Here is a 26,770-nt window from a genome sequence, read left to right on the forward strand (position 1 = left end):
CTCGACGCCGCATGCTTCTGCTCCTGTCGACGTCCGACACCGACCTGCTCAGCGCACGTGCTGCGAACGCGATGGGTGGCCCGGTCTCCTACCGTTTCGCCAACCCCGCCCGACTGGACCTCGACGCTCTCCCTGGGCTCCTCGACGGCGCCGAGCTGGTGGTGGTGCGTCTCCTCGGTGGCATCCGTGCCTGGGAGGACGGTTTGGACCGGGTACGCGCCGCCGGCATCCCGGTCGTCGTCCTCTCCGGCGAACAGGCCCCCGACGCACAGTTGATGGAGGCCTCCACGGTCCCGGTCGGCCTCGCGGCGGAGGCGCACGCCTACCTGGCGCACGGCGGCCCGGAGAACCTGAGCCAGCTGGCCCGGTTCCTCTCCGACACGGTCCTGCTCACCGGTCACGGCTTCGAGCCTCCGGCTCCCGCCCCGACCTGGGGTCCGCTGGAGCGAACTGCGGGGGAACCGAGGGGTGTTTCACGTGAAACACCCACGGTTGCCGTGCTCTACTACCGCGCTCACCACATGAGCGGGAACACCGCCTTCGTGGACGCGCTCTGCTGCGCCATCGAGTCCGCCGGCGCCCATGCCCGCCCCCTGTTCGTGGCCTCCCTGCGGGCCCCGGAGCCCGAGCTGATCGAGGCGCTGCGCGGCGTCGACTCGATCGTCACCACCGTGCTCGCCGCGGGCGGCACCCGGCCGGCGGACGCCTCGGCCGGCGGTGACGACGAGTCCTGGGACGCCGGCGCATTGACCTCGCTCGATGTCCCGATCCTCCAGGCCCTGTGCCTGACCGGCTCCCGGGAGGCCTGGGAGGAGAACGACGAGGGAGTTTCCCCGCTCGATGCGGCCAGCCAGATCGCTGTACCGGAGTTCGACGGGCGCCTGATCACCGTGCCGTTCTCCTTCAAGGAGATCGACAAGGACGGCCTGCCGACCTATGCCGCAGACGCCGAGCGGGCCGCTCGCGTCGCCGGGATCGCCGTACGCCACGCCCGTCTGAGGCGCATCGACAACTCCACCAAACGTCTGGCGCTGGTGCTGTCCGCGTACCCCACCAAGCACTCCCGGATCGGCAACGCCGTCGGCCTGGACACTCCGGCCTCCGCGGTCGCCCTGCTACGCCGACTGCGTCGCGAGGGCTACGAGTTCGGGCCGGAGGAGGAGATCCCGGGACTGGTCTCCGGAGACGGCGACGAGCTGATCCGCGCGCTCATCGATGCCGGCGGTCACGACCAGGACTGGCTCACCGAGGAGCAGTTGGCAGCGAACCCGGTGCGGATTCCGGCGGCCGACTACCGGCGTTGGTACGCCGAACTACCCGCCGAACTGCGTGAGCAGGTCGAGGAGCACTGGGGCCCCGCGCCGGGTGAGATGTTCGTGGACCGCACGCACAACCCGCAGGGGGACATCGTCCTCGCCGCCCTGCGCCGCGGGAACCTGCTGATCCTCATCCAGCCGCCGCGCGGCTTCGGCGAGAATCCGATCGCGATCTACCACGATCCGGACCTGCCCCCCTCCCACCACTACCTGGCCGCCTACCGGTGGATCGCGGCCCGGGCCGAGGACGGCGGGTTCGGTGCCGACGCCATGATCCACCTCGGGAAGCACGGAAACCTGGAGTGGCTCCCCGGCAAGAACGCCGGCCTGTCCGCCGCCTGTGGCCCCGACGCCGCCCTCGGTGACCTGCCGTTGGTCTACCCCTTCCTGGTCAACGATCCAGGCGAGGGCACCCAGGCCAAGCGTCGAGTGCACGCCACCCTCGTGGACCACCTGGTGCCGCCGATGGCACGTGCCGACTCCTACGGCGACATCGCACGCCTGGAGCAGCTCCTCGACGAGTACGCCCAGATCTCCTCGATGGACCCGGCGAAGCTGCCGGCGATCCGCGCGCAGATCTGGACCCTGATCCAGGCCGCCAAACTCGACCACGACCTCGGCTTGGAAGACCGGCCGGACGACGAGGGTTTCGACGACTTCCTGCTGCATGTCGACGGTTGGCTCTGCGAGATCAAGGACGCGCAGATCCGCGACGGCCTGCACGTCCTCGGGTCGCCACCGGCCGCCGGCGACCGCGTCGACCTCATCCTCGCCATCCTGCGCGCCCGCCAGATCTGGGGCGGCTCCCATTCTCTGCCAGGGCTGCGCGAGGCGCTCGGACTGGACGAGTCCGCCGCTACCCGGACCACCGCCGACGCAGCGGAAGCCCAGGCCCGCGAACTCGTCCAGGCGATGGACGACGCGGGCTGGGACCCGGCGTCGGTGGCCTCCGTGGTCTCCGCCGCCGGCCACGGCGACCACGCCCAGGTGCGGGCCATCCTCGACTTCGCGGCCCGCGAGGTCGTACCGCGGTTGGCCGCCACCACGGCCGAACTCGACCACACGGTGCACGCGCTGAACGGTGGGTTCGTCCCGGCCGGCCCGTCCGGATCGCCGCTGCGCGGACTGGTCAACGTCCTGCCCACCGGACGGAACTTCTACTCCGTGGACCCCAAGGCCGTTCCTTCGCGCCTGGCCTGGGAGACCGGTCAACTGCTCGCCGACTCCCTCCTGGAGCGCTACCGCACCGACAACGGCACCTGGCCGACCTCCGTGGGGCTTTCCCTGTGGGGCACCAGCGCCATGCGCACCGCCGGCGACGACGTCGCGGAAGCACTGGCCCTGCTCGGAATCCGTCCGGTGTGGGACGAAGCCTCCCGTCGGGTGACTGGCTTGGAGCCCGTGCCGCTGGCGGAGCTGGGCCGACCGCGGATCGACGTCACGCTGCGCATCTCGGGATTCTTCCGCGACGCCTTCCCGCACGCCATCGGGCTACTGGACGATGCGGTGCGACTCGCGGCCTCGCTGGAGGAGCCAGAGCAGGACAACCACGTGCGCGCCCACGCCCAGGCCGACCTCGCGGCGCACGGAGACGAGCGGCGCGCCACCACTCGCATCTTCGGATCCCGCCCGGGTACCTACGGCGCCGGCCTGCTCCAGCTGATCGACTCGCGGGACTGGCGCACCGATGCGGACCTCGCCGAGGTCTACACAGTCTGGGGCGGTTACGCCTACGGGCGGGGACTGGAGGGGCGGCCGGCCCGTGAGGACATGGAGTCGGCGTACCGGCGCATCGCGGTCGCGGCCAAGAACACGGACACCCGTGAGCACGACATCGCGGACTCGGACGACTACTTCCAGTACCACGGCGGCATGGTCGCTGCCGTGCGGGCCCTACGCGGAACCGCGCCCGAGGCGTACATCGGCGACTCCACGCGCCCGGAGACGGTCCGCACCCGAACCCTGGTGGAGGAGACCTCCCGGGTCTTCCGCGCCCGGGTGGTCAACCCCAAGTGGATCGAGGCGATGCGCCGCCACGGTTACAAGGGGGCCTTCGAGCTGGCGGCAACCGTCGACTACCTCTTCGGCTACGACGCCACCACCGGGGTCATCACGGACTGGATGTACGACCGGCTGACCCAGGCCTACGTACTCGACGAGGAGAACCGCGCCTTCCTCCAGGAGGCCAACCCGTGGGCGCTGCACGGTATCGCCGAACGTCTGCTGGAAGCCGAGTCTCGGGGCATGTGGGCCAAGCCCGACCCGCAGGTACTCGAAGGGCTGCGGGAGGTCTATCTGGAGGCTGAGGGCGCACTGGAGTCAGAGGACTGAACCCTGCTCCCCTGCTCGTGCGCACAGATGGGCGCCCGACGGCCGGGCGGTCCCCAGCGGACCGCCCGTCTGTGCGGGCGCCCGTCGGCGTGATGGAGAAGGGCCTCGGCGGGCCGGCCCCCACGGGCAGCGCGGCGACTGGGCGCGGACGTAGGCCGGTGGGCCTAGGCGCGAAGGAGCCCATGGCCAGAAGGCGCGCATGATCCCGATGCTTTCGGCCCTTTGCTCTGGCTTCTGGCTGCGGGCCTACCGCCGGGACCGGGCTCCTTCCTAGGATCGAACTGGGCGTTCCGCCCGTAGGCATCCCCCGATCCCAGACCTTCACGGAGGTTTCACGCCATGTCGATCGAGCTGAACCACACCATCGTCCGGGCCCGGGACAAGAAGGTTTCAGCTGAGTTCATTGGCCGGATCCTGGGCGTCGAGGTCAGCCCCCAGTGGGGCCCCTTCGTACCGGTCCAGCTGAGCAACGCCGTCACCCTCGACTTCATGGACGTCGAGGGTGAGATCCCGTCCCAGCACTATGCCTTCCTCGTGACGGAGGAGGAGTTCGACGGGATATTCCAGCGGATCAAGGACTCCGGCGAGGAGTTCTACGCCGACCCCGGATTCAGGCGCCCGGGAGAGATCAACCACAACGACGGCGGTCGCGGAGTCTACTTCCGCGACCCCGACGGCCACAGCATGGAGGCCATCACCCGACCCTACGGCGGCTGACCTGGAACGGCCCCGCCGACGGGACGAGGCCCGTCGGCGGGTGAACGGCCGGGCGGCTCGCGCCGTCCGGCCGTCGTTTCCCCATGGCAGCCGGGCGGGCCCATTTCCGCAGCGTGAACGGCCTTCTGATCGCTTCTTCTGCTACAGGGTCCCGCTTGTCGAGCTCCGCACGTCGTTCGCGCACTGACCGCCGTCCTACGGGGCCGGTCGTCGCATTCCTCGTCACCGGCCGGCCCTCACCCGTCCGGATCTTTCGGGCCGGAGTCGCACCCGCTGGCAGCCGTCATCCTGGCGCTTGCCCACACCGCAGGGGTAGACGTACAATTTCTTGTACGTGAAGGGAGGGTCGATTGTGAAGACCATGACGTACTCGGAGTCGCGCGCGCGGTACGCCGAGGTGCTCAACTCCGTCACCGACGACCGCGAAGAGGTCGTTATCACCCGGGCCGGACACGAGCCGGTCGTCATCGTCTCCCTTGAGGACTACGAGTCCCTGAAAGAGACGGCGTACCTGCTGCGGAGCCCGGCGAACGCCCGGCGCCTGCTCGCGTCCATCAACGAGCTGGAAAGCGGCGGCGGCACCGTACGCGAGCTGGCGACCGACGAATAACGGCCGCGAATGAAGATCACCTTCTCCTCCCGTGCATGGGAGGACTACCTGTGGTGGCAGCTTCAGGACCGGAGGATCCTGAAGCGCATCAATACGCTCATCGCGGACATCGCCCGGAACGGCAACGAGGGGATCGGCAAACCGGAACCGCTCAAGCACGGATTCCAGGGCTACTGGTCGCGCCGCATCAACGACGAGCACCGACTGATCTACAAGGCCACCGAGGATGGCGTCCTGATCGCCCAGTGCCGCTACCACTACGAGAGCTGACACGGCTCAAGGATCGAGCAGAGCCCCTGCCGGTCCAAGAACGCCGCCGCCCTCTACTACCAGGTCGCCCGGCTCCTGGACGGAGACCCCTTCGTGCTGCTGCTCCTGCGGGGCCGCGACGAGCGGGCGCTGATCGACTAGCTCGGCCGCCGCAACACCGCCCCGCCCGCGCGGCTCACCGAATGGCAGGACGCCGTCCGCCTCGCCGCCACGCACCCCACCACGGAAGTCTTCTCCAGGATCGCCTCGAACTGCGGCCGTCCCCCCCGGCGAACTCGCAGCCTCCACCCGCGCGTGGCAGCGCGGCATCCCTGGACGTTCGGGAGAGCCCCTGGAGCCCGCCCGCCTCCCGCAGTTCCGCGTTCTCCTGGCTGGTGGTCCCGGGCTTGGCCCCGTCGTCGATGTCCGCCCGGCGCTTCCACTTCCCCAGCGTCATCGGATGGACACCGAGGTCGGTGGCGACCTGTTCGACGGTCACGCCCGGGCCGCGGTTCCTCGCGACCCGCACGACGTCCTGGCGGAACTCTTCCGGATAGGGCTTGGGCACAGCGACATCCTTCCCGCCTGCCCTACAGGCAAGCCACTTCAGATGTCACCCGAACCTGCACCAGACCCGCCCGGGAACGACTCTGTACGCCTGCCCTGACCACGCGGCGGAGCTGACCCCGGCCAGATGCCGGGAGAACTGGAGAGTCCCCGCTAGGGGCTCCATGGTCCCGCTCGTCCGCGCTACTGGGCGGGCGGGGCTCATTTCCGCAGGTTAGACAACCTTTCGATTGCTGCTTCTATCACACCCTTCCGCTTGCAGAAAGCGAAGCGGACATAGGGGGTGCCCGCCTCGGTGTCGTCGTAGAAGACCGCGTTGGGGATCGCGACCACACCCGCGCGTTTCGGGAGGGACCGGCAGAAGCCAATGCCGTCGCTCTCGCCGAGCGGGCGGATGTCGGCGGTGACGAAGTACGTTCCGGCCGGCCGGAAGACCTTGACGCCCGCGTCGGCGAGCCCTGTACACAGCAGGTCCCGCTTGGCCCGCAGGTCCTCGCGGAAGGCTGTGAAGTACGTGTCGGGCAGCCGCAGGGCTTCGGCGACGGCGTACTGGAAAGGGCCGGAGGCGACATAGGTCAGGAACTGCTTCGCCGACCGGACGGCGGTGACGAGTTCCTGGGTGCTGGTCACCCAACCGACCTTCCAACCGGTGAAGGAGAAGGTCTTGCCCGCCGAGGAGATGGTGACGGTGCGTTCGCGCATCCCGGGCAGTGCGGCGATCGGGAGGTGTTCTCCTTCGAAGACGAGGTGTTCGTACACCTCGTCGGTGACGACGAGGAGGTCGCGCTCGACGGCGAGTGCGGCGATGGCGGACAGTTCCTCGCGGCTCAGCACGGTGCCGGTCGGATTGTGGGGGGTGTTCAGGAGCAGCAGTCGGGTGCGCGGGGTGACGGCGGACCGGAGTTCGTCGAGGTCCAGGCGGAAGGCCCCCTCGTGCGGGCGCAGGGTGACGGGGACCCGGCGGGCGCCCGCCATCGCGATGCAGGCGGCGTAGGAGTCGTAGTAGGGCTCAAGGGCGATCACCTCGTCCCCGGCCTCCAGCAGGGCCAGCAGGGCCGCGGCGATCGCCTCGGTGGCGCCGGCGGTGACCAGTACTTCCTGGTCGGGGTCGTACTCCAACCCGTAGTGGCGCTGCTGGTGTGCGGCGATGGCGGTACGCAGCTCGGGGACGCCCGGCCCGGGCGGGTACTGGTTGCCGCGGCCGTCGCGCAGGGCGCGTACCGCTGCCTCGCGGACCTGCTCGGGGCCGTCGGTGTCGGGGAATCCCTGTCCGAGATTGATGGCCCCGGTCCGTGCGGCGAGCGCGGACATCTCCGCGAAGATCGTCGTCCCGAACTCGGCCAGGTTGCGGTTGAGAAGCGGTCGGTTCGCCCGAGGTGCTGTCATGGCGGCCATCCTGTGCCGAACCTCTGGACTTCCTCAAGTGCGCTTTGAAACCGATGGCGCGCGGGCAACTCCGGATCACGCGGGACGAGGGGGTCCCGTAGTCGGGGGAACCATGGGAAGTGAAAGGGGTGGGGTCGCATGGCGGGTTTCGGTTTGGCGTTGGCTGCTGTCTTCCTTGTCGTGTTCGTCGTCATCGCCGCCAGGACTGGCAAGCGCAGGACGAGGGTCGGCTACAAGGCGGCTGGGCGGACATCCGGTAGTGGTCGCGGCCGCGGGAGCTCGTCGGCCAGCTGGTGGGTGGCTGGTGGAGCGGGTGGCCATCACGGCGCGGGTGGCGGTTCTTCGTGCGGGGCCGGTTTCTCAAGTGGGGGCGGGTGCGGAGGTGGATCTTCCTCTTGTGGTGGCGGCTCCTGCGGGGGCGGCGGCTGACACGTGACGTACGCCGTGCCGGCCTTGGCGCCTCTGTGCGGCTCATGGGATGGCCGCAGCTGCGTCGAGGCAGCTGCGGCCCCCGGTCTTCGGGGCACCGTCGGGTTTCAACTAGCTGCTGTCCCCCTCTTGTTGAACACGTGAACTGGGTAGCCCCCGAGGGGATGTAAACCCAACCAAGTTGGGTAAAACCGCTGTGAGTGCCGTGTGTTTCATGATTCCCTCGGTTGAGTAGACCGGTCCTCGGACTTCCTTCGGATCCGACTCGGCCGCCGCCCTATCCGCCGCCTCGCGGCCGGGGGCGAGCCCGGTCGTCCCACTTCCCTCGCGCGTTAGCGGAGCCGACTCATGCTCACGACCCTCAAGACCACCTACACAGATACCCGTGCTGCCGACCTGGCCTGGGCCCTGGGTCGTGATCCGCTGCCCGCTTTGGCCGTGATGAAGCTGGAGTTGGCGGGTGCGAAGGTGGAACTGCGGCTCCTCGGCGCGTCCCACCAGGTGTTGGCGGAAGAAGACGAGGTGCGCTGTTCGGAGACGGTGGCCTGCATCCCCGGGAGCAGTACGCCCCTTCCGCTCGGGGTGGCCAAGCGGATCGGTGACTGGGAGTACCAGTTCGCCGCCCGGGTAGAGACCCTCTCCAGGGGTTCCTTCGCGGGGCGTGCGCAGGAACTGCTCGCGCTGGTCGCAGATCACCCGAACGGCCTTGCGGGGACGTTTCCGGGGAGCCCCTACGCTTTCACGGCCATGCTCGTACAGAAGTGTGAAGGGCAGATGCGGTGGCGGACTTGGCACGCCTATCCGCAGGAGGGACAGCTGGTCGCCACCCGGACCCGGGTCGGAGTGCGGATGCCCGCCGTGACCTGACCGAGGAGCGTACGCGCCGGGGTGCGCGCCGAGCGATGCACCGGATGCGCCGGGTATGAATGCCCGAGCTTCCCTGAACTCATGTGCAGCACAAGGTAGTTACACCCATGTGGGTGACCGGTTCGAGCCGGAGCGTAACGTACCGTCGCCTCATGATCGACCGATCCCCCTCCGGGGCCGGGGTGACCACCCGCTCGCCCACCGGTCCGAGCAGCGGGCTGAGCAGGCGCGCCGAGATACTGCCCGTCCAACCCGGGACCGGCCGGTTCCTCGTGCTGGCCACCGTGTTCATCTGCGCCGCCTGCGGACTCGTTTACGAACTGGAACTGCTCGCCCTGGCCTCCTATCTGATCGGCGACTCCGTCACCCAGGCGTCCGTGGTCCTGTCCGTCATGGTCTTCGCCATGGGTGTCGGCTCCCTGCTGGCGAAACGTCTGCGCACCCGGCCCGCCGCCGGGTTCGGGGCCATCGAAGCCGTGCTCGCCCTGGTCGGCGGGCTGTCGGCCATAGCGCTGTATGCGAGCTTCGCGTGGCTGGGCGAATCCCGCCTCGTCCTGGTCGGCTTCTCCCTCGCCATCGGGGTGCTCATCGGTGCCGAGATCCCCTTGCTGATGACGCTGATCCAGCGAGTGCGCCGCCAGGACGCGGGCGGTGCCGTCGCGGACCTGTTCGCCGCCGACTACGTGGGCGCGCTCGTGGGCGGCCTCGCCTTCCCCTTCCTGCTCCTGCCGCTGCTCGGCCAACTCACCGGGGCCATGCTCACCGGCACCATCAACGCGGTGGTGGGCGGCGCCCTGGTGCTGTGGCTCTTCCGCCATGACCTCACGGTGCGGACCCGCTGGATCCTGCTCGGGGTGAACCTGGCCGTGCTGTCGGTCCTCGCCGCCGCCACCCTCCTCGCCGGGGACTTCGAACGGGCCGCACGCCGTGCCGTGTACGGCACGGACGTGCGCGTCGCCGTCCAAACCGATCTGCAGGAACTCGTCCTGACCGGTCCGGACCACGGCTCCCCCAGCACCCTCGACCTCTACCTCGACGGCCGACTGAGGGTCAGCGGCTACGACGAGCATCGCTACCACGAGGCGCTAGTGCACCCCGCCATGGCAGGGCCCCGCTCCCGCGTCCTGGTGCTCGGCGGAGGCGACGGGCTGGCCGCGCGAGAAGCGTTGGAGTACCCCGATGTCCGCTCCGTCACGGTCGTCGAACTCGACCCCGGCGTGGTGCGCCTGGCCCGTACCGATCCCATGCTCTCCCGACTCAACGGGCGCGTCTTCGCGGATCCACGGGTCAAGGTGGTCACTGCCGACGCGTTCAACTGGCTCCGTGAACAACAGGCGCGGTCCCGCTACGACGTGATCCTCTGCGACCTCCCGGACCCCGGGATCACCCCGAGCACCAAGCTGTACTCACAGGAGTTCTACGGGTTGGCGCTGAGAGCACTCGGCGAGGGCGGGCGCATCGCCGTGCACGCGGGGCCGCTGACGACCCGCCCCCAGACGTACTGGACGGTCGAATCGAGCTTGCGCGGGGCAGGGCTGCACACCCGGCCCTATCTGGAAAGCGGGCGGCTCTCCGGCTTCGCTGCCGGTCCCGACCGGTCTACCGGGCGCTCCGATTCCCCACGTGACTGGGGATTCGTCCTGGCGGCGCGCACCACACCAGGTCTGACCGTGCCCCCGAGCGCACCTGAGCTGCGCTCGCTCTCCTCGGCCACCTTGGCGGCAGGGGCCCAAGACGCCGAGCGGCTCAGGGTGAGCGGCCTGCCGCCTTCGACGCTGCTCCACCCGCGCTACACCTGAGGCAGGACCACAGGCATCGGGTCGGTCCCGCGTCTGGCGCCCCGCAGTACCGGACATCGTGGGGCGGACCCCGGTCCGGCGGACGCACACGGGTGCGGATGGCGGGCGCGTGGGTAGGCTCGACAGCTATGGAGCATCAGGTGTTCGTCCCGGTCCCGGTGGAGCGGCTCCGCCGGGTGTTGCGCGACCCCGTGCGGCTGGCCCGTTGCGTCCCCGGGCTCCAGCAGGATGCCGAGGGCGCTTCCGGGCCGCTGGCCGGGCGGCTCAAGCTGCGGGTGGGCGGGCGCACGGTCACCTACCAGGGGGCGCTCACCGTCGCCGAGCGGGATTCCCACACCTTCGTCCTGGGCGGTGAGGGAGTGGAGGTACGTGGTCAGGGCAGCGTGAAACTGACCGTGGAGCTCCTCCTGGTCCCACAGGAGGAGGGGACCCGTCTGGAGTTCAACGGTGAGGCCAGTGGCGAGGGCCGCATCTGCGGATTCCCTCCCGAAGCCGCCACCGCGGCGGCCCGCAAGCTCCTCGACAAGGCGAGCGTCGAACTGGCCGAGCTGGCCCAGCAGCCGCCTCCCGCACCGCCTCAGGCCTCGGCGCCGGGTACCGACGGCGAGGGAGTCCCCGAGGGGGCTCCCGTCGAGGAGGCCGGCGGGAAGGCGGACCTCGACGCTGAGGGCGGGGGCGAGGCCGACCTGGACGCCGAGGACGCCGAGGGGCCGCGTTCCGTGTTCGAGAGCGAGATTCCGCCGCCGGCCCTCGACCCCTTCGCCGAGGAAGCACCCGACACGCCTGACCCAACCGCCGGGCACCGCCCGGCCGAAGCCGCGCACGCCCGCCGGACGATGATCGGCCGCAGTGCCGAGGAGGTCGACCACGCTCCTCCGCGTGGCCGCTACGCACCCGTTCCGGGACCCGACGGGGGAGGGCAGTCGGCCAGCTTGCGTTGGATCGCGCCGGCCGCGGCGCTCGCTGTCGCCTCGGCCGTCGTCATCGGCAGGGCCCTGCGTCGGCGGCACTGAGCCGCGCAGCCGTACGGCCGGTCGCCTACATCGCGCCGCCGACGCGCCCTGCGGCGCAGCGCGTTGCCAACTCAGCGCCTATGGTCGGTGCCATGACGGACGAGCAGACGCGATTGACCGCTGGCGGGGCTGAGCTGGCGATCGACCACGAGCACGGCTGCCGGATCAGCAGCCTGCGGATCGACGGTATCGAACTGCTGCGCCAGGGGCCGCGCTACGGCGCCTTCCCGATGGTTCCGTGGTGTGGCCGCATCGAGCACGGTCAGTTCCGCAATGGTGGTGAGCGCTACCAGATGCCTCTCAACTCGCCGCCACACGCTATCCATGGCACCGGTCGCGACAGTGCCTGGCGGCCCGCGCACGTGCAGAAGGCGGAAGCCGCTTTCACCAATGACCTCACCGAGCCGTGGCCGTACGAGGGACGGGTCACCCAACTCTTCGTGCTGGGCGAGAACTCCCTGAAGCTCACCATGGGAGTGGAAACCTACGCCGATTCCTTCCCTGCCCAGGCAGGCTGGCATCCGTGGTTCGTGCGGCGGCTCGGTGTGGCGGACGCCGAGGACGAGGCGGTGGGAGGCGAGGTGCAGATCGCCTTTGATCCTGCCTGGCAGGAAGAGCGCGGCGCCGACCACCTGCCGACTGGACGGCGTATCGAACCGCTTCCAGGGCCCTGGGACGACTGTTTCGGCATGCCCGAGGGGGTGGATGTGACGCTGACCTGGCCGGGTCGGATGGAGCTGAGGATCACCAGCCGTTCGGAGTGGGTGGTGGTCTATGACGAGCAGGCCGAGGCCGTGTGCGTCGAGCCGCAGTCCGGTCCGCCGAACGGCCTCAACACCCTGCCCCGGCTGGTGACCCCCATCGATCCGTTGGAGATCTCCACCACGTGGAGCTGGCGGGAGCTGTGATGCGGGGCCGGCCGGGACACCCCTCAAGGGCTGTCCCGGCCGGCCGAGGGGCAGCCCTTAAGCTCGGGGCCATGAGTGACGTTCGTGGTGACCTTCTCCAGCAGATCAAAGACAAGGCCGTCGTGCACGGCAAAGTGACCCTCTCCTCGGGCCGCGAGGCCGACTACTACATCGACCTCCGTCGGATCACGCTGGACGGAGAGGCGGCCCCGCTGGTCGGTCAGGTCATGCTCGACCTCACCGCCGAGCTGGACTTCGACTGCGTCGGTGGTCTGACCCTGGGCGCCGACCCGGTGGCCACCTCGATGCTGCATGCCGCTGCCGCGCGGGGCAGCCGGCTGGACGCCTTCGTGGTCCGCAAGGCTCAGAAGGCACACGGCATGCAACGTCGAATCGAGGGCACCGAGGTCCGGGGCCGTCGTTGTCTGGTGGTGGAGGACACCTCCACCACCGGAGGTTCGCCGCTCACCGCAGTCGAGGCCGTGCGCGAGGCCGGTGGCGAGGTCGTGGCGGTGGCGACGATCGTCGACCGCGGCGCCGCCGGGGCGATCGCCGAGGCCAAACTTCCCTACCTCACCGGGTACCAGCTCGCGGACCTGGGCCTGTCCTGACCCTTTCGGGTGGCGCCGTCTCAGGGGATGGGACGTGGGCCGTGGGTGATGCCGTGCGGGGAACTGCCCGGGCACCCGGCGCCAAGTCGTGACACGGCCCGCAGGGGCTGTGCGAACCGCCTTTGACCTGGTGTTCTTCACGCATGGCGGAGCGTTTCACGTGAAACACTCCGCCATGCGTGCTTGCGGGTGGAGTCCGCCGGGTGGAGTGTGTCCGGGAGTCTGGAAAGATAGGCGCGACGGTGACGTCGCCCCCAGGTCAGGGCCAGCAATAAGCACACCACCCGCACATCATGAGGAGCGGACAGATGCCCATCGCAACCCCCGAGGTCTACAACGAGATGCTCGACCGGGCGAAGGCAGGCAAGTTCGCCTACCCGGCCATCAACGTGACCTCCTCCCAGACCCTGCATGCTGCGCTGCGCGGCTTCGCGGAGGCGGAGAGCGACGGCATCATCCAGATCTCGACCGGCGGTGCGGAGTTCCTGGGCGGCCAGTACAGCAAGGACATGGTCACCGGCGCTGTCGCGCTCGCCGAGTTCGCGCACATCGTTGCCGCCAAGTACGGGATCACCGTCGCGCTCCACACCGACCACTGCCCGAAGGAGAAGCTGGACGGCTACGTCCGCCCGCTGATCGACATCTCCGCCGAGCGCGTGGCCAAGGGGCAGAACCCGCTCTTCCAGTCGCACATGTGGGACGGCTCGGCCGAGACCCTGGCCGACAACCTGGCCATCGGCCAGGAGCTGCTCGCCAAGGCCGTGGCCGCCAAGATCATCCTTGAGGTCGAGATCACCCCGACCGGTGGCGAGGAGGACGGCGTCAGCCACGAGATCAACGACGAGCTCTACACCACCGTCGACGACGCGATCCGCACCGCCGAGGCCCTCGGCCTGGGCGAGAAGGGCCGCTACCTGCTCGCTGCCTCCTTCGGTAACGTGCACGGTGTGTACAAGCCGGGCAACGTCGTGCTCCGTCCCGAACTGCTCAAGGACCTCCAGCAGGGCGTCGGGGAGAAGTACGGCAAGACCTCGCCCTTCGACTTCGTCTTCCACGGCGGCTCCGGCTCCAGCGAGCAGGAGATCGCCACCGCGCTGGAGAACGGCGTGGTGAAGATGAACCTCGACACCGACACCCAGTACGCCTTCACCCGTCCGGTCGCGGACCACATGCTCCGCAACTACGACGGCGTGTTGAAGGTCGACGGCGAGGTCGGCAGGAAGTCCACCTACGACCCGCGCACCTGGGGCAAGCTCGCCGAGGCCAGCATGGCCCAGCGCGTCACCGAGGCCTGCGCCAACCTGCGCTCCACGGGCACCAAGCTGAAGTAGCGCCCTCGGCTCCTCCTCCCAAGAGCCCGCCGCCCCACCCGGGGCGGCGGGCTCTTGGCGATCCGGGCGCACCGTTGTGCAGACTGGGGTCATGAGCCTTCACGAGAACCTGCTCGGGGGACCTGCCCCGACCCATCTGCCCGAGGACCCCGAGCCCCGCGAACTGCTGGCCGCGGGCAGCGACCCGGCCGAAGTCGCCGCGAAGTACCCGGCCTCCTCACTTGCCTGGGCACGCCTGGCCGATGACGCCTTCGAGGGCGGTCGCGCCGTCGAGTCCTACGCGTACGCCCGGACCGGCTACCACCGCGGTCTGGACTCGCTGCGTCGGGCCGGTTGGAAGGGCCACGGCCCGGTGCCCTGGGAGCACGAGCCGAACCGTGGCTTCCTGCGTGCCCTGCACGCCCTGGCCCGAGCCGCGGGGGCCATCGGGGAGCAGGAGGAGTACGAGCGCTGCTCGACCTTCCTGCGCGACTCCTCTTCCACGGCGGCTGACACCCTGAGCTGACCTGGCGTTCTGCCCGCGGGGCTCCGCCGGCCGGCGATCGTCGGCGGGGGAGTCCCCGGTGGGCGGTCCTACCGAGGCCTGATCGAGGGGGCGTTCCCACCTGGTCGGTCCGGACCAGGAGCGGTGGACCGGTGGGCTTCTGCGAGGTCTCCCGGTCCGGCCGCAAGGGGGTGTGGATGCGGTGTTCCTCACCCTGAAGCCCTGCACGGGTGAGGCTTATGATGCCGGCAGGGGACCGGGGCTCACGACCACCAGGAAGGGGCGGACCGCTACCCGGAAGTTCGTGTCGAGGAGACAGCGATGTCGCATTCCCTTGATGCCTCCGGAGCCGGTTCGGTCACCCCGAACCTCGACTTCGCGGGCACGACTCCGTACGAGGACTACGTGAAGGCGGACGTCCTCACGCACCTCCAGAACCCCCTCTCCGACGATCCCGGGGAAATGGTCTTCCTGGTCACCACCCAGGTGATGGAGCTGTGGTTCACCGTCATCGTCCACGAATGGGAGACCGCGGCCCGCGCCCTGCGCGAGGACGAGATCGTCGTGGCGATGGACGCGCTGCGCCGCTCCGCCCGCGAGCTGGAGGCGCTCAACGCCTCCTGGCGGCCACTGGCACAGCTCACCCCGGGACAGTTCAACGCCTATCGGGCAGCCTTGGGCGAGGGCTCGGGCTTCCAGTCCGCCATGTACCGGCGGATGGAGTTCCTGCTGGGCGACAAGTCGGCCTCCATGCTGGTGCCGCACCGTGGTGCTCCTCGGGTGCACGCCGAGTTGGAGAAGGCCCTGCACGAGCCGAGTCTGTATGACGAGGTGTTGCGGCTGTTGGCGAGGCGCGGCCATGCGGTACCCACCGCGGTCCTGGAGCGTGACCTCACCGCGAAGTACGAGCCCCGCACCGAGGTCGAGCATGTCTGGGCCGAGGTCTATGCCGGTGATCAACAAGGTGAACTCGTGCGGCTGGGCGAGGCCCTGACGGATGTCGGCGAGCTGATCTGGCGTTGGCGCAACGACCATCTGGTGGCCACCCGGCGGGCCATGGGGTCCAAGATAGGTACGGGCGGCTCGGCAGGCGTGGCATGGCTGGAGAAGCGAGCCCAGAAGAACGTGTTCCCCGAGCTTTGGACGGCGCGCAGTCATGTCTGACCACCAAGCGGCCAGCGAGGGAGCTCAAGCTTCCGGATTTCTCGACGTCCAGGGGCTGGGTCGGCTCCTCAAGCGGGCTGCGGAGTTGGACGCCGCAGACGCGCTGGCCGGGTTCCGCGAGCGGTTCCTGCTACCCGATTCCCTGGTCTACCTGGACGGGAACTCCCTGGGCGCGTTGCCCGCCGCCGTTCCGGGCCGTCTCGGTGAGGTGGTGGGCCGCGAATGGGGTGAGCTGCTGATCCGTTCCTGGGACGAGAGCGGCTGGTGGAGCGCGCCCGAGCGGATCGGTGATCTGATCGCCCCGATCGTCGGGGCGTCCGCGGGCCGGATCGTCGTGGGTGATTCGACCAGCGTGAACATCTTCAAGGCGCTGGTCGCAGCGGCCCGGCGGCTCGACGAGCTCGCCGGCGACCACGGTCGCGACGAGCTGCTCGTGGATGCGAGCACCTTCCCGACGGACGGCTACATCGCACGCTCCGCGGCCCGGATGACCGGTCTGCGGGTGGTTCCCGTCGATCCGGCGGAGCTGCCCGGGAGGGTGGGTCCGGCCACCGCGGTGGTGCTCGTCAACCATGCCGACTATCGCTCGGGGCGGCTGCACGACCTGCCGGGCATCACCGAAGCCGTGCATGCGGCGGGTGCCCTCGTCGTCTGGGACCTGTGCCACAGTGCGGGTGCCCTGCCGGTGGATCTCGATACGCACGGCGTGGACTACGCGGTGGGGTGCACGTACAAGTACCTGAACGGGGGGCCGGGTGCGCCCGCGTTCCTCTACGTCGCGCAGACCCACCAGGCAACCTTTGACTCGCCGCTGCCTGGTTGGAACTCGCATGCCGATCCCTTCGGCATGACGGCGCAGTACCGGCCCGCCGAAGGCGCGGCACGCGGTCGGGTGGGTACCCCGGACATCCTTTCGATGCTCTCGCTGGAGGCGGCGCTGGGTGTGTGGGAGGACGTTTCCATCGAGGCCGTGCGTGCCAAGTCGCTGGCCCTGACGGACTTCTTCCTGGAGTGCGTCGAGGCGTACGTGCCGGCAGGCCGGGTGCAGCCGATCACCCCGCTGAACCATGCTGAGCGTGGTAGCCAGGTTGCGTTGCGGGTTCCGGCTGGAGATGCCGGGCCGCTGATGCAGAAGCTCATCGCGCGGGGCGTGGTGGGTGATTTCCGGCGGCCGGACGTGCTGCGCTTCGGGTTCACCCCGCTCTACGTGAGTTTCGCTGACGCCGAGCGGGCCGCGCGGGTACTGGGTCACATTTCCGAGTGAGCACCGCGTCGGGTACTGCTCTACCCGGCGAAACGAAACGCCTCCGGCGGCGGCCGGGCTCCATTCCCGACCGCCGCCGCGGGCACCCCTGTCTTCCGGTCGCTGTCCGGCCGGGAAGGTTCCCGCGTGTCGGTAGCGTCCCGCTGCCCGGAACGATCCGTACGAGAGGTTGCACCGCATGTCGGACCCCGCCGTGGAACAGGACGGTGCCGAGGCCGCCTCGCTCTTCTCCCACCCGACCGTCGCCCCCGAGGCCACCGCCGCGTACGGGGACCACCCCGACCAGGTGATCGACTTCTATGGGCCGAAGGTCGGCAGCGGACCGGCCCCCCTGGTCGTGGTGTTGCACGGGGGCGCGTGGCGGGCCCGCTACGACCGTCAGCACGCGACGCCCTTCGTGGACTTCCTCGCCCGGCGTGGGTTCGCGGTGGCCAACGTGGAGTACCGGCGCGGCGGAACCCTTCCGCACCAAGGGCAGCGCGGACCGGGCGTCCGGTCGGAACCGGCCGCGGGACGCTGGCCGGAGACCTTCGACGATGTCGCGGATGCCATGGACGCCCTTCCCGCGCTGGTCAAGAGCGCCCTGCCACAGGCTGATCCCGCCCGTGTGGTGCTGACCGGCCATTCGGCGGGCGGTCAGTTGGCGCTCTGGGCGGCGGCCCGACATCTGTTGCCCGTCGACGCGGCCCGGCGGCTGCCCGAGCCCCCGGCGTTGCGTGGGGTGGTGGCCCTGGCGCCGATCGCGGACTTCTCGGTGGCGCGGGAACTGGACGTCTGCTCGGGGGCGGGTACCCAACTGCTCGGTGGGGCAGCCACCTTCGAGGAGCGTCGCCGGTACGCCGACCCGGCACTGTTGCTCCCCACGGACATCGCCACCACCGTGGTGCACGGGCGTGCGGACATCGTGGTTCCTCCGCTGGTCTCGGAGTCCTATGTGCAGGCGGCGGCGCTGGCGGGGGAGATGGTGGGGCTCACGCTCCTTGACGGGGTCGGGCACTTCCCGTTGATCGACCCGGCGGCGGATGCCTGCGCCGTGGTGGCGGAGGAGATCGCCCAGCTGGGTTGGTAGGCCTCAGGTAGGCCCGAGGGCGCCCAGTAACGGTGACGAGACCCGGGCGACCGCCTGGGTGAGGGAATGCAGGATCGGGGTTTCGCCTCCTTTGCGCCAGACCAGGCCCCATTCCAGTGGTGGTGCGTCCTGGATGGGGATGTAGGAGATGTCCGGGCGCTGGTAGAAGCGGGTCACCTGCTGGCCGACGGGGTAGCAGCCCTTGTCGGCGGAGATCAGCGCCAGAGCCTCTTGGAGGGAGGCCGCCGGCGGCCCCTGGGCGATGCCCTGTGGGGTACGGGCCTTCGCCCAGTAATCCGGCATGGTGGGCGTCGTCAGCATGGTCACCTCGGCGAGTTCGTCGAGGGTGACGAGGGCGCGGGCGGCGAGCGGGTGACGCGCGGAGACCGCGAGCAGCCGGGGTTCGCGCACCAGCGTGTGGCTGGTGGTGAGATCGGGCTCGGAGACCGGGAAGCTGGCGTTCATCAGCTGGACCTCGCCGGTGCGCAGCGGTGTCTGGGCGACGCCGAAGGCGACCTCGCGGATGAGTACTTCGCAGCCGGGGTGCTCGGCCCGGAAGATGTCGGCGGCATCCACGAACAGGTGGCCCCACAGGGCTCCCACGAAGCCCACGGTGATGGTTCCGGTGGTGCCGCGTGCGCTGGCGATGGCTCGGCCGACTGCTTCGCCGATGGCCCGGTGGTGGGGGGTGAGTTCCTCGTGCAGTTGGCGGCCGAGCGGTGTCAGGGCAACGCGCCGGCTGGTGCGTTCGAAGAGCGGTGCCCCGATCCTGCGCTCCAGCTTCTTGATCGTCTGGCTGATGTGGGAACGGGAGACCAGGAGCCTTTCGGCCGCGCGGCCGAAGTGCAGTTCCTCGGCCACGGCGATGAACCCTTCGATCTCATGCCGCTCAAGGGTCATGCGATCTCCACTGCCGCTCCATCAGTAATTCAGACTGACTGATTGTTGCAGCATTTGGTGTTGTTCCGACGTTATTTCTGCCGCATCGTGAGACCGGTTGATCACTCTCTGGTCGTGAGTGCCACCTCATCCCGGGGCTGACGAACGGCTGGGGACAGCCCTGCGGGCCGCGCCGGCCGCCAGAGGTGGGTAACGGGGGTTTCCACCTCCGGCGGCCGTGCCGGACGGACCCCCGGCGGCGCCCGGACTTCCTCCCCGGGCGCCGCCCGGCGTGGTGTGAGGTGGAGTGCCGGCGCCCGAACCTCGAACGAGGTCACGAGTATCGTCGGCTCCGGTCAACGGCCCCTCCACGAAACGGTAATCGGCCGCTGTGCGCGGCCCGACCGGAAGCGAGGCTGCTCCGGGTCCTCCTGGCGGGCTACGGTGACCAGCGCGTAGTACCTGAGGCGGACGGCACCAGATCCCCATCCGTGGTGACGACGCCCGGCAGCGGCGGAGCCTACGGTGAAGGCGTGAATCAGACGACCGGCGGGACCAGCTCCCAGCAGCAGATCCACCAGGAGATCGACCTGGTGAAGAGGGCGCTTCGTACCCTTCGGGGCGACCTGTTCACCGATGCCTTCGCCTACCGTCCCATGCCCCAGATGCGGACCGACCGTCCCTTCGTGCGCTTCCTCCCCACGGGCCTGCGGCGTCATGCCGGTTGGGCGCCGCACGTGGTGGTCTGTCTGCTGGCCTTCATCGTGGTGGTGGCCGGTGTGGTCAACGGTCAGCCGTTCAACGACGGCCTCAACCTCGGGCTGGGCCTGATCGTGGCGCTGCCGGTGCTGATGACGCTGGTCCGCCCCATCGCCGCCTGGTGGGTCTCGCTGGGCGCCTGCGTGCTGGCGGCCGTCCTCGACTGGGGCAACGGGTGGCCCTGGGTGGGTGCTTCCCTCTTCGGGTACCTGCTGGTGATGGCCCTGGTGGCGGCCCGCACCGGGCCGCGGGTCGCCGGCTGGATGTGGGGGGTGACGCTCGCCTACGGGATTCTTGTGAGCATGGTGGTGGACCCGAGTCGATCCACCAACGTCCCACAGGTGGCGCTCGGTTCGGGCGTGCTACTGATCCTGGTCAGCAGCCTGTACATCCGGCGGTCGGCCGCGGCGCGGATCATCGAGGAGAAGCAGGTCACCGCGGTCGAACGGTACAAGCGCACCTTGTTGGAGGAACGCACCACGATCGCGAGGGAGTTGCACGACGTGGTGGCCCACCACATGTCGGTTGTGGCGATCCAGGCCGAGGCCGCGCCCTACCGGGTGGAGAACCCGCCGCCGGAGCTGGAACAGGCGTTCTTGACCATCCGGGAGAACGCGGTGGCCGCGCTCACCGAGCTGCGCCGTGTCCTCGGGGTGGTCCGGTCCGCGGACTACGAGGCTCCCGACGCGCCACAGCCCACGCTGGCCTCTCTCGACGGCCTCCTTGCCAACGTCCGGGAGGCGGGCCTGGAGGTGGAGAAGACCCTGACCGGCGCCCGGCGGGATCTCCCGCCAGGGGTGGAGCTCTCGGCGTACCGGATCGTGCAGGAAGCCCTGAGTAACTCGCTGCGCCACGCGCCGGGCGCGCGGGCTTCGGTGGAGGTGTCCTACGTGCTGGGCGGTCTCGGCCTGCGGGTCGTCAACGAGGCACCGACCGGCGACATCGTGTCCTCGCCGGGTGCCGGGCACGGCATCACCGGCATGCGGGAGCGGGTGGCGATGCTCTCCGGGGACATGACGGCCGGGCCGACGCAGGACGGCGGTTACGAAGTCGCCGTGTTCATACCCCTGGCCCGACCGGAGGAGCCGGTGGGCTCCGGGGAGGAAGCGGCGTGACCATCAGGGTGCTGATCGTCGATGACCAGATGATGGTCCGTGAGGGCTTCTCGGTGCTGCTCGGCGCCATGCCCGACATCGAGGTCGTGGGAGAGGCGGTGGACGGTCGCGAGGCCATCGCCAAGGTCGCCGAACTCGGGCCGGACGTCGTGCTGATGGACATCAGGATGCCGGTGCTGAACGGGTTGGAGGCCACCCGGGCGATCCTCGCCGCGGACCGGGACGCCAAGGTGCTGGTCCTGACGACCTTCGACCTCGACGAGTACGTGTACCAGGCCCTTCGGGCCGGGGCCTCGGGATTCCTCCTCAAGGACGCCTCCGCCCGGCAACTCGCCGAAGGAGTGAGGGTGGTGGCTTCCGGAGAGGCGCTACTCGCCCCCTCGGTGACCAAGCGGCTGATCACGGAGTTCTCCAGGCTTCCGGACGCGGCACGGCCCGCCGACCGGACGGCCCCGGTGGGCGAGTTGACGGAGCGGGAGACGGAGGTGTTGGTGCTGATCGCCCAGGGCCTGTCCAACGCGGAGATCGCGGAGAATCTCGTCATCGCCGAGTCCACCATCAAGACCCATGTGAGCCGCATCCTGGTCAAGTTGGGTCTACGTGACCGGACCCAGGCCGCGGTGTTCGCCTACGAGACGCGGTTGGTGACGCCCGGATGACCGGCAGGCGTATCCGGCCGGACGCCCCCGCGGGCGTGTCGGTGCGCTCCTGGCCTTCCTCAGCGGCCCGTTGCGGAGAAGTGCTGGTAGTCCGGGTTCGACCAGGTGCCGCCCCATTCCCAACCGACTTCGGCGAAGGCCTTCACCAGCGGCCCGTCGGTGTGCACCATGCCCGGCCGTAGGGGGTCGCGGTCCAGGTAGGCGTCGCTCGCCGCCGGGTGAACCCGGCCGCCGACGTCGACATAGGGGTTCTCGGAAGGGTTGACGTCGATGGCGTCGCCCCAACTGTGACGGGAGAGCCGGCCGGGATCGCCCGTCACCGGGCGGCAGTTGAAGGCCGAGGTGTTGTCTGCTGCCATGGCCCGTGCATCGCTGCCCTGGTACCGGTCGGCCACCTGCATGCGACGGATGGGGAAGCGTTCCTCGAAGGCCCGCTCGAACACCGAGAGGACGTCGCGCACCACTTCGTCCCGTACGACCAGTTCACCCGCGTGGAGCTTGCCGTCGAAACCCCAGTGGTTCATCTGGATCAGTCTGAGCCGCTCCGGCGGTACCGGGCAGCCTGGCCGGTAGGTGGTGGCGAGGGCGGTCGCCGGTACGGCGCTCACCTTGGCCTCTAGCCCCGGGGAGTCGGTTCTGGCGAAGAAGGCGGAAGGCGCATCGGAGCCCGGTGGGGGAACACTTCCGGCGCTGCCCGCGGCCAGCACCAGCAGCAGGGTCGAGACCAGCAGCAGACGGGAGAGCGCGGTCGTGTAGGTCGGTGCGCCGCGAAGGCGCCCGGCCGTGGTCGGCGGTCCGGAGGCGAAGCCCACCCCTCCACCGTACGGACCCGCGGCGCACCCCGCGCGTGGGGCGGGAAGCTGCCCGCGAGGGAGGCCGGGGGCCCGTCCCGCCCCTGGCCCGCGGCCCGCTCGCGGGCGCGCGGGTCCCCGTCCCAGGTAGCGTCCCCACTTGACCGGTTGACCCCGTCCAGAGGCGGGGGGATTCCAGCGGTCACCCGCTGGGGTTCCTGCTTTCACCGACGACCACCCCGACCGGGAGGACTCCCGTTGAGGTCTTACACCGTCTCCACAGACGGACAGGCGCCGCCAGCCCGGCGGCCAGGTTGCGTGCCGCGTTCACGACGCGGCCGTGTACCACGCCGCAGCCACGCGTCCATGCGCGGACGTTCAGCGGCATCTTCGCCGCTACCGTGCCGTAGGTTCCGTTTGGCTTGGCGCTGGTGAACCACCGGTCGACCACGACGAGTTCGCGCCCCACCAGGCGCGCTTGTACTCCAGCATCGGCCGGCGGCCACAGACGTCGAACCGCCTGGGGGCGATTCGATTGCCCCTGTCCCGCTCCGCAGGAGCTTCGTTTCCTCCCCGGCCCGAAGGCCGGGCCATCCACGAAGGAGTCCGGGTGAACCCTTCCTCCGCCGCTTCGGCCGTCTTCGACCCCTGGTCGGCCGAGTTCGTCGCCGATCCCTACGCCGCCTACGCCGCGCTGCGCGCCCGCGGGCGGGCTGAGTACTTCGAGCCCAGTGGCCAGTGGCTGATCCCGCACTACGAGGATGTCAGCACTCTGTTGCGGGACCGTCGGCTGGGACGCACCTACCTCCACCGTTTCAGCCATGAGGAGTTCGGCCGCCCGGCTCCGCCCGCCGAGCACGAGCCGTTCACCACACTCAACGCCAACGGGCTGTTGGACCTGGAGCCTCCAGACCACACCCGTATCCGCCGGTTGGTCTCCAAGGCCTTCACCCCGCGCACCGTCGAACGCCTGGCGCCGACGGTGCGCAGGCTGGCGGGTGAGCTGGTCTCCGACCTGGTGGCGGCGGGCGGGGGTGATCTGCTGGCCGCCGTGGCCGAGCCGCTGCCGGTGGCGGTCATCGCGGAGATGCTGGGGGTGCCGCAGGCGGACCGCGCCCTGCTGCGGCCCTGGTCCGCGGACATCGTCGGCATGTTCGAGTTGAACCCCTCCGAGGAGACCGCGCGTCGTGCTGTTCGAGCGTCCGAGGAGTTCTCCGGCTATCTGCGCGAAATGATCACCCGGCGCCGCGCGGAACCGGGCGAGGACCTGGTTTCCGCGCTGATCGCCGCCCACGACGAGGAGGACCGGCTCAGCGAGCAGGAGATGGTCTCGACCTGTGTCCTGCTGCTCAACGCGGGACACGAGGCGACGGTGAACACCACCGTCAACGGCTGGTGGACGCTGCTGCGGCACCCGGAGCAACTGGCCGAGCTGCGGGCGGATCCGACCGACGAGGGGTTGTCCACAGCTGTGGAGGAGCTGATGCGCTTCGACACGCCGTTGCAGATGTTCGAGCGGTGGGTGCTGGACGACATCGAGGTCGGTGGGGTCACCCTCCCGCGGGGCGCCGAAGTCGCCTTGCTGTTCGGCTCGGCGAACCGTGATCCGGCGCGGTTCGCCCGCCCGGACGAGTTGGACCTGAGGCGCTCGGACAACCCGCACATCACCTTCGGCGCCGGTATCCACTACTGCCTCGGTGCCCCGTTGGCCCGCCTGGAACTCGCCGCCTCCTTCGGCGCACTGTTGCGGGACGCTCCGCCGATGCGGCTGGTGGCGGAGCCGAGCTGGCACGAGGGGTACGTGATCCGCGGCCTGCGTGAGCTGCTCGTCGCGTTCTGACCGCGGCAGGCGCGGGCGGGCCCGGGACCTGGGCCCACCCGCGCCTGCCGCGGGGGTTTGGTTCATCCGGCGAGGTCACGGCGGCGGAAGGCGCCCAGGCCGGCGGCCACCAGCACGACAGCGATGCCCGTCAGCGTGGCCGGCGCCCCCCAGGCCATCGCAGCCCCGGGCAGCTTGGGCAGGTGGGAGAAGGGCGACAGGTACAGGACCGCGTCCGGAAGGTTGAGGGCCGGCCCGAGCCAGCCGATGGCCAAGGTGATGCCGGCAGCGGCCCAGGCACCGGCCGCGAACTCCGCCAGCGCCCCGTACAGCAGGACCGTGAGGCCACCGAGAACCCAGACCGCCGGTACTTGTACCAGGCAGGCGGTCAGGAGGGCGCCCAGGTCGTGCCCGGAGCCGAGACCGAGGCCGAGACCGCCCAACAGCAGGGTCGCGGCGGCTCCGGCGAAGGCGATCAGCAGGTGGCTGCCGGCCCAGCGCAGTCGCCCCAGGGCCAGTGCGAGGACGGGCTCGGCGCGTTGTCCTTGTTCCTCGCCGTGCAGGCGCAGTACCGAGGCGACGATCTGGAGGGCGGCCACCATCCCGAGCATGCCGGACATCGCGGCGAGGAAGGTGTCGATCAGCGCGGCCTGTCCGCCCATCCGTTCCAAGATCGTGCGGGTCTGTTCGTTGTCGCCCACCAGGTCGGCCGCTCCCTGCGCCATCCGGCCGAACACCAGGCCAGCGATCAGGAACCCCAGGGCCCATCCCAAAGTCGCGCCGCGTTGCAGGCGCCAGGCCAGGGCGCCCGCCGAGGCGAGGCGGCCGACGGCCGGACCGGGCCGTCCCGGTAGCAGTCCGCGGCCGAGGTCGCGTCGCCCGGCCAGCAGGTAGGCCAGGGCGCACTGGGCGGTCAGTGCGGCGGCGAACAGGGCGAACACCCACCACCGTTCGCCCCCGAAGGGGCGTACGTACTCGCTCCAGCCCAGCGGGGACAGCCAGGTCAGAGCAGCGGAGCCGGACGTCGAACCGGCGTCGCCGGCCGCCCGCAGGAGGAAGGCGAGGGCGAGGAAACCGGCTGCCAGTCCCTTCGCGGCTCGTGCGCTCTCGGCCAGCTGCGCGGCGAGGGCCGCCACCGTCGCGAAGAGCAGCCCCGTGCTGGTGACGGCGGCGCCGAGCGCCACCGCACCGGGCAGGCCGTACGGGGCCAGGCCGATGATCACCAGCAGGCCGAGGGCGGCATTGGCGGTGACGGCTGCCAGCAAGGCCGCGGTGAGGGGTGCACGACGGCCCACCACGGCGGCGGACAGCAGCTCCTGACGTCCCGTCTCCTCCTCTTCCCTGGTGTGACGGACGACGATGGTCAGGCTCATCGCGGCGGCCAGCAGCCCTGTGAGGACGCCTCCGCGCCAGGCTGTCAGAGCCCCGATCGAATCCCCGAAGGCGTTTCCGTACAGTGCGCGGAACGCGCTGTTCGCGCTGATGCTCCGGGCCAGTTCGGCACGCTCCGCGGTGGTGTCGTACACGGTTTCCAGGGCGTTCGGGATGCTGGTCACCAACAGTGCGCTCACCGCGATCCAGACGGGCATCATGACCCGGTCCCGGCGTAGCGCCAGCCGCAGCAGCACCAGGGTGCCCGTGAAGGGGCGGTTCACCGCGTGCCCCCGTCGGGGGTCCCGGCCGGCTCGTTCGCGTAGTGCCGCAGAAAGAGCTCCTCCAGGGTGGGCGGAGCGGAGGTGAGGGAGCGGACGCCCGACGCGGTCAGGGCGCGCAGGGCGCCGTCCAACCCGTCGGCGTCGACCTGGAAGCGGACCCGTGTCCCGTGTACCTCCAGGTCGTGCACGCCCGGCAGCCCGGCCAGTCGGTCGGGTGTTCCGCTGAGATCTGCCTGGACGCTGGTGCGGGTGAGGTGGCGCAGTTCGGCGAGGGAGCCGGTTTCCACGGTGCGCCCGGCGCGGATGATGCTGACCCGGTCGCAGAGGTCCTCGACTTCGCTGAGCAGGTGCGAGGACAGTAGGACGGTGCGGCCGGCGGAGCGCGCCTCGGCGATGCAGGACTGGAAGACCTCCTCCATCAGCGGGTCGAGGCCGCTGGTGGGTTCGTCGAGGATCAGCAGTTCGGCCTCGGCGGCGAAGGCGGCGACCAGGGCGACCTTCTGTCGGTTGCCCTTGGAGTAGGCGCGGCCCTTCTTCGTCGGGTCGAGCTCGAAGCGGCGCAGGAGTTCGGCCCGTCGGGCCGGGTCCACCCGGCCGCCGCGCAGCCGACCGTAGAGGTCGATGACCTCACCGCCGGTGAGGTTGCGCCACAGGGTCACGTCGCCGGGGACGTAGGCGATGCGCCGGTGCAGGGCGACGGCGTCACGCCAGGGGTCGCCGTCGAGGAGCCGCACGTTGCCGGAGTCGGCGCGCAGCAGGCCCAGCAGGACGCGGATGGTGGTGGACTTTCCGGAGCCGTTGGGCCCGAGGAAACCGTGGACCTCGCCGTGTGCCACGTCGAGGTCGAGCCCGTCCAGGGCCTTGGTGCTGCCGAACGCCTTGTGGAGTCCGGCGACGCTGATTGCCTTCGTCATGGCTCTGGAACGTACGCTGGTTTCACAAATTTGTGAAGTTAAGGAAACGTATAAAGTGTCGGGA

At 70.0% G+C, this 26,770-nt stretch carries 23 protein-coding genes and 1 pseudogene; 17 read left to right on the forward strand and 7 right to left on the reverse strand.

From position 1 onward, the window contains the following. Positions 1 to 11 precede the first annotated feature (11 nt). From cobN to ACFYMC_RS10860, 4 genes are all read left to right on the forward strand, one after another. Positions 12 to 3,647 (forward strand): cobaltochelatase subunit CobN, encoded by a 3,636-nt coding sequence (gene cobN, locus ACFYMC_RS10845; protein ID WP_388522033.1) that lies wholly within the window; start codon positions 12 to 14, stop codon positions 3,645 to 3,647. Between the two features lie 339 nt (positions 3,648 to 3,986). After that, positions 3,987 to 4,364 (forward strand): VOC family protein, encoded by a 378-nt coding sequence (locus tag ACFYMC_RS10850; RefSeq protein ID WP_388522036.1) that lies wholly within the window; start codon positions 3,987 to 3,989, stop codon positions 4,362 to 4,364. A 352-nt stretch (positions 4,365 to 4,716) separates the two neighbouring features. After that, on the forward strand, positions 4,717 to 4,974 hold the full coding sequence (locus ACFYMC_RS10855; protein ID WP_388522039.1) for a type II toxin-antitoxin system Phd/YefM family antitoxin: 258 nt from the start codon (positions 4,717 to 4,719) through the stop codon (positions 4,972 to 4,974). Between the two features lie 9 nt (positions 4,975 to 4,983). Continuing rightward, positions 4,984 to 5,244 (forward strand): Txe/YoeB family addiction module toxin, encoded by a 261-nt coding sequence (locus tag ACFYMC_RS10860; protein ID WP_388522042.1) that lies wholly within the window; start codon positions 4,984 to 4,986, stop codon positions 5,242 to 5,244. Positions 5,245 to 5,419: 175 nt separating this feature from the next. On the opposite strand, the gene ACFYMC_RS10865 is transcribed toward ACFYMC_RS10860, so the two are convergent. Then, entirely contained in the window at positions 5,420 to 5,791 is a 372-nt protein-coding gene (locus tag ACFYMC_RS10865) for a transposase (RefSeq protein WP_388522044.1), read from the reverse strand. A gap of 200 nt (positions 5,792 to 5,991) precedes the next feature. Continuing rightward, positions 5,992 to 7,176, reverse strand: coding sequence for a pyridoxal phosphate-dependent aminotransferase (locus tag ACFYMC_RS10870; protein ID WP_388522047.1), 1,185 nt, complete (start codon positions 7,174 to 7,176; stop codon positions 5,992 to 5,994). Positions 7,177 to 7,953: 777 nt separating this feature from the next. Between ACFYMC_RS10870 and ACFYMC_RS10875 the strand changes: the two genes are divergently transcribed. From ACFYMC_RS10875 to ACFYMC_RS10920, 10 genes are all read left to right on the forward strand, one after another. Beyond that, positions 7,954 to 8,472, forward strand: a complete 519-nt coding sequence (locus ACFYMC_RS10875) for a DUF2617 family protein (protein ID WP_388522049.1) — start codon at positions 7,954 to 7,956, stop codon at positions 8,470 to 8,472. 152 nt (positions 8,473 to 8,624) lie between these two features. Further along, positions 8,625 to 10,271, forward strand: a complete 1,647-nt coding sequence (locus ACFYMC_RS10880; RefSeq protein WP_388522052.1) for a polyamine aminopropyltransferase — start codon at positions 8,625 to 8,627, stop codon at positions 10,269 to 10,271. A 128-nt stretch (positions 10,272 to 10,399) separates the two neighbouring features. Beyond that, on the forward strand, positions 10,400 to 11,284 hold the full coding sequence (locus ACFYMC_RS10885) for an SRPBCC family protein (protein WP_388522055.1): 885 nt from the start codon (positions 10,400 to 10,402) through the stop codon (positions 11,282 to 11,284). 92 nt (positions 11,285 to 11,376) lie between these two features. After that, positions 11,377 to 12,192 carry an aldose 1-epimerase gene (locus ACFYMC_RS10890; protein WP_388522058.1) on the forward strand — a complete coding sequence of 272 codons (816 nt, stop codon included), beginning with the start codon at positions 11,377 to 11,379 and terminating at the stop codon, positions 12,190 to 12,192. A gap of 71 nt (positions 12,193 to 12,263) precedes the next feature. Beyond that, positions 12,264 to 12,803, forward strand: a complete 540-nt coding sequence (gene pyrE / locus ACFYMC_RS10895; RefSeq protein ID WP_388522061.1) for an orotate phosphoribosyltransferase — start codon at positions 12,264 to 12,266, stop codon at positions 12,801 to 12,803. Between the two features lie 293 nt (positions 12,804 to 13,096). Next, positions 13,097 to 14,134 (forward strand): class II fructose-bisphosphate aldolase, encoded by a 1,038-nt coding sequence (gene fbaA, locus ACFYMC_RS10900; protein ID WP_388522064.1) that lies wholly within the window; start codon positions 13,097 to 13,099, stop codon positions 14,132 to 14,134. A 91-nt stretch (positions 14,135 to 14,225) separates the two neighbouring features. Beyond that, on the forward strand, positions 14,226 to 14,639 hold the full coding sequence (locus ACFYMC_RS10905) for a DUF3151 domain-containing protein (protein WP_388522067.1): 414 nt from the start codon (positions 14,226 to 14,228) through the stop codon (positions 14,637 to 14,639). Positions 14,640 to 14,939: 300 nt separating this feature from the next. Further along, on the forward strand, positions 14,940 to 15,782 hold the full coding sequence (locus ACFYMC_RS10910; RefSeq protein ID WP_388522070.1) for a tryptophan 2,3-dioxygenase family protein: 843 nt from the start codon (positions 14,940 to 14,942) through the stop codon (positions 15,780 to 15,782). After that, on the forward strand, positions 15,775 to 17,046 hold the full coding sequence (gene kynU, locus ACFYMC_RS10915; protein ID WP_388522073.1) for a kynureninase: 1,272 nt from the start codon (positions 15,775 to 15,777) through the stop codon (positions 17,044 to 17,046). Before ACFYMC_RS10910 ends, kynU begins: the two co-directional genes overlap by 8 nt. 178 nt (positions 17,047 to 17,224) lie before the next feature. Next, positions 17,225 to 18,115, forward strand: a complete 891-nt coding sequence (locus ACFYMC_RS10920) for an alpha/beta hydrolase family protein (protein WP_388522076.1) — start codon at positions 17,225 to 17,227, stop codon at positions 18,113 to 18,115. 3 nt (positions 18,116 to 18,118) lie between these two features. On the opposite strand, the gene ACFYMC_RS10925 is transcribed toward ACFYMC_RS10920, so the two are convergent. Then, positions 18,119 to 19,015 carry a LysR substrate-binding domain-containing protein gene (locus tag ACFYMC_RS10925; protein ID WP_388522078.1) on the reverse strand — a complete coding sequence of 299 codons (897 nt, stop codon included), beginning with the start codon at positions 19,013 to 19,015 and terminating at the stop codon, positions 18,119 to 18,121. Between the two features lie 512 nt (positions 19,016 to 19,527). On the opposite strand from ACFYMC_RS10925, the gene ACFYMC_RS10930 reads away from it, so the two are divergent. Both ACFYMC_RS10930 and ACFYMC_RS10935 read left to right on the forward strand, forming a co-directional pair. After that, complete coding sequence (locus tag ACFYMC_RS10930) at positions 19,528 to 20,868, forward strand: sensor histidine kinase (protein WP_388522081.1); 1,341 nt, start codon at positions 19,528 to 19,530, stop codon at positions 20,866 to 20,868. Next, positions 20,865 to 21,527: a response regulator gene (locus ACFYMC_RS10935; RefSeq protein ID WP_388522083.1), complete on the forward strand. Its 663-nt coding sequence runs from the start codon at positions 20,865 to 20,867 to the stop codon at positions 21,525 to 21,527. The genes ACFYMC_RS10930 and ACFYMC_RS10935 overlap by 4 nt, the downstream gene beginning before the upstream one ends. Positions 21,528 to 21,586: 59 nt before the next feature. Here the strand turns inward: ACFYMC_RS10935 and ACFYMC_RS10940 are convergent, their stop codons facing one another. Together ACFYMC_RS10940 and ACFYMC_RS10945 are read right to left on the reverse strand one after the other, a co-directional pair. Further along, on the reverse strand, positions 21,587 to 22,339 hold the full coding sequence (locus tag ACFYMC_RS10940; protein ID WP_388522085.1) for a M15 family metallopeptidase: 753 nt from the start codon (positions 22,337 to 22,339) through the stop codon (positions 21,587 to 21,589). Positions 22,340 to 22,506: 167 nt separating this feature from the next. Next, positions 22,507 to 22,816, reverse strand: a pseudogene (locus tag ACFYMC_RS10945) (zinc ribbon domain-containing protein); the annotation flags it as partial. A gap of 112 nt (positions 22,817 to 22,928) precedes the next feature. Between ACFYMC_RS10945 and ACFYMC_RS10950 the strand changes: the two are divergent. After that, positions 22,929 to 24,158 carry a cytochrome P450 gene (locus tag ACFYMC_RS10950; protein ID WP_388522088.1) on the forward strand — a complete coding sequence of 410 codons (1,230 nt, stop codon included), beginning with the start codon at positions 22,929 to 22,931 and terminating at the stop codon, positions 24,156 to 24,158. Positions 24,159 to 24,220: 62 nt separating this feature from the next. Here the strand turns inward: ACFYMC_RS10950 and ACFYMC_RS10955 are convergent, their stop codons facing one another. Together ACFYMC_RS10955 and ACFYMC_RS10960 are read right to left on the reverse strand one after the other, a co-directional pair. Beyond that, complete coding sequence (locus ACFYMC_RS10955; RefSeq protein ID WP_388522299.1) at positions 24,221 to 25,729, reverse strand: ABC transporter permease; 1,509 nt, start codon at positions 25,727 to 25,729, stop codon at positions 24,221 to 24,223. A 59-nt stretch (positions 25,730 to 25,788) separates the two neighbouring features. Continuing rightward, positions 25,789 to 26,706, reverse strand: a complete 918-nt coding sequence (locus ACFYMC_RS10960) for an ATP-binding cassette domain-containing protein (protein ID WP_388522090.1) — start codon at positions 26,704 to 26,706, stop codon at positions 25,789 to 25,791. Positions 26,707 to 26,770: the final 64 nt, after the last annotated feature.

The organism is Streptomyces sp. NPDC006879, from assembly GCF_042869595.1.
Classification (GTDB): Bacteria; Actinomycetota; Actinomycetes; order Streptomycetales; family Streptomycetaceae; genus Streptomyces.

Coding starts and splice junctions, on each gene's coding strand:
- ACFYMC_RS10850 (WP_388522036.1), top strand. CDS start 3,987: ATGTCGATCGAGCTGAACCACACCATCGTCCGGGCCCGGGACAAGAAG.
- ACFYMC_RS10880 (WP_388522052.1), top strand. CDS start 8,625: ATGATCGACCGATCCCCCTCCGGGGCCGGGGTGACCACCCGCTCGCCC.
- ACFYMC_RS10920 (WP_388522076.1), top strand. CDS start 17,225: ATGTCGGACCCCGCCGTGGAACAGGACGGTGCCGAGGCCGCCTCGCTC.
- fbaA (WP_388522064.1), top strand. CDS start 13,097: ATGAGGAGCGGACAGATGCCCATCGCAACCCCCGAGGTCTACAACGAG.
- kynU (WP_388522073.1), top strand. CDS start 15,775: ATGTCTGACCACCAAGCGGCCAGCGAGGGAGCTCAAGCTTCCGGATTT.
- ACFYMC_RS10870 (WP_388522047.1), bottom strand. CDS start 7,176: ATGACAGCACCTCGGGCGAACCGACCGCTTCTCAACCGCAACCTGGCC.
- ACFYMC_RS10905 (WP_388522067.1), top strand. CDS start 14,226: ATGAGCCTTCACGAGAACCTGCTCGGGGGACCTGCCCCGACCCATCTG.
- ACFYMC_RS10860 (WP_388522042.1), top strand. CDS start 4,984: ATGAAGATCACCTTCTCCTCCCGTGCATGGGAGGACTACCTGTGGTGG.
- ACFYMC_RS10910 (WP_388522070.1), top strand. CDS start 14,940: ATGTCGCATTCCCTTGATGCCTCCGGAGCCGGTTCGGTCACCCCGAAC.
- pyrE (WP_388522061.1), top strand. CDS start 12,264: ATGAGTGACGTTCGTGGTGACCTTCTCCAGCAGATCAAAGACAAGGCC.
- ACFYMC_RS10890 (WP_388522058.1), top strand. CDS start 11,377: ATGACGGACGAGCAGACGCGATTGACCGCTGGCGGGGCTGAGCTGGCG.
- ACFYMC_RS10885 (WP_388522055.1), top strand. CDS start 10,400: ATGGAGCATCAGGTGTTCGTCCCGGTCCCGGTGGAGCGGCTCCGCCGG.
- ACFYMC_RS10960 (WP_388522090.1), bottom strand. CDS start 26,706: ATGACGAAGGCAATCAGCGTCGCCGGACTCCACAAGGCGTTCGGCAGC.
- cobN (WP_388522033.1), top strand. CDS start 12: ATGCTTCTGCTCCTGTCGACGTCCGACACCGACCTGCTCAGCGCACGT.
- ACFYMC_RS10875 (WP_388522049.1), top strand. CDS start 7,954: ATGCTCACGACCCTCAAGACCACCTACACAGATACCCGTGCTGCCGAC.
- ACFYMC_RS10955 (WP_388522299.1), bottom strand. CDS start 25,729: ATGATGCCCGTCTGGATCGCGGTGAGCGCACTGTTGGTGACCAGCATC.
- ACFYMC_RS10925 (WP_388522078.1), bottom strand. CDS start 19,015: ATGACCCTTGAGCGGCATGAGATCGAAGGGTTCATCGCCGTGGCCGAG.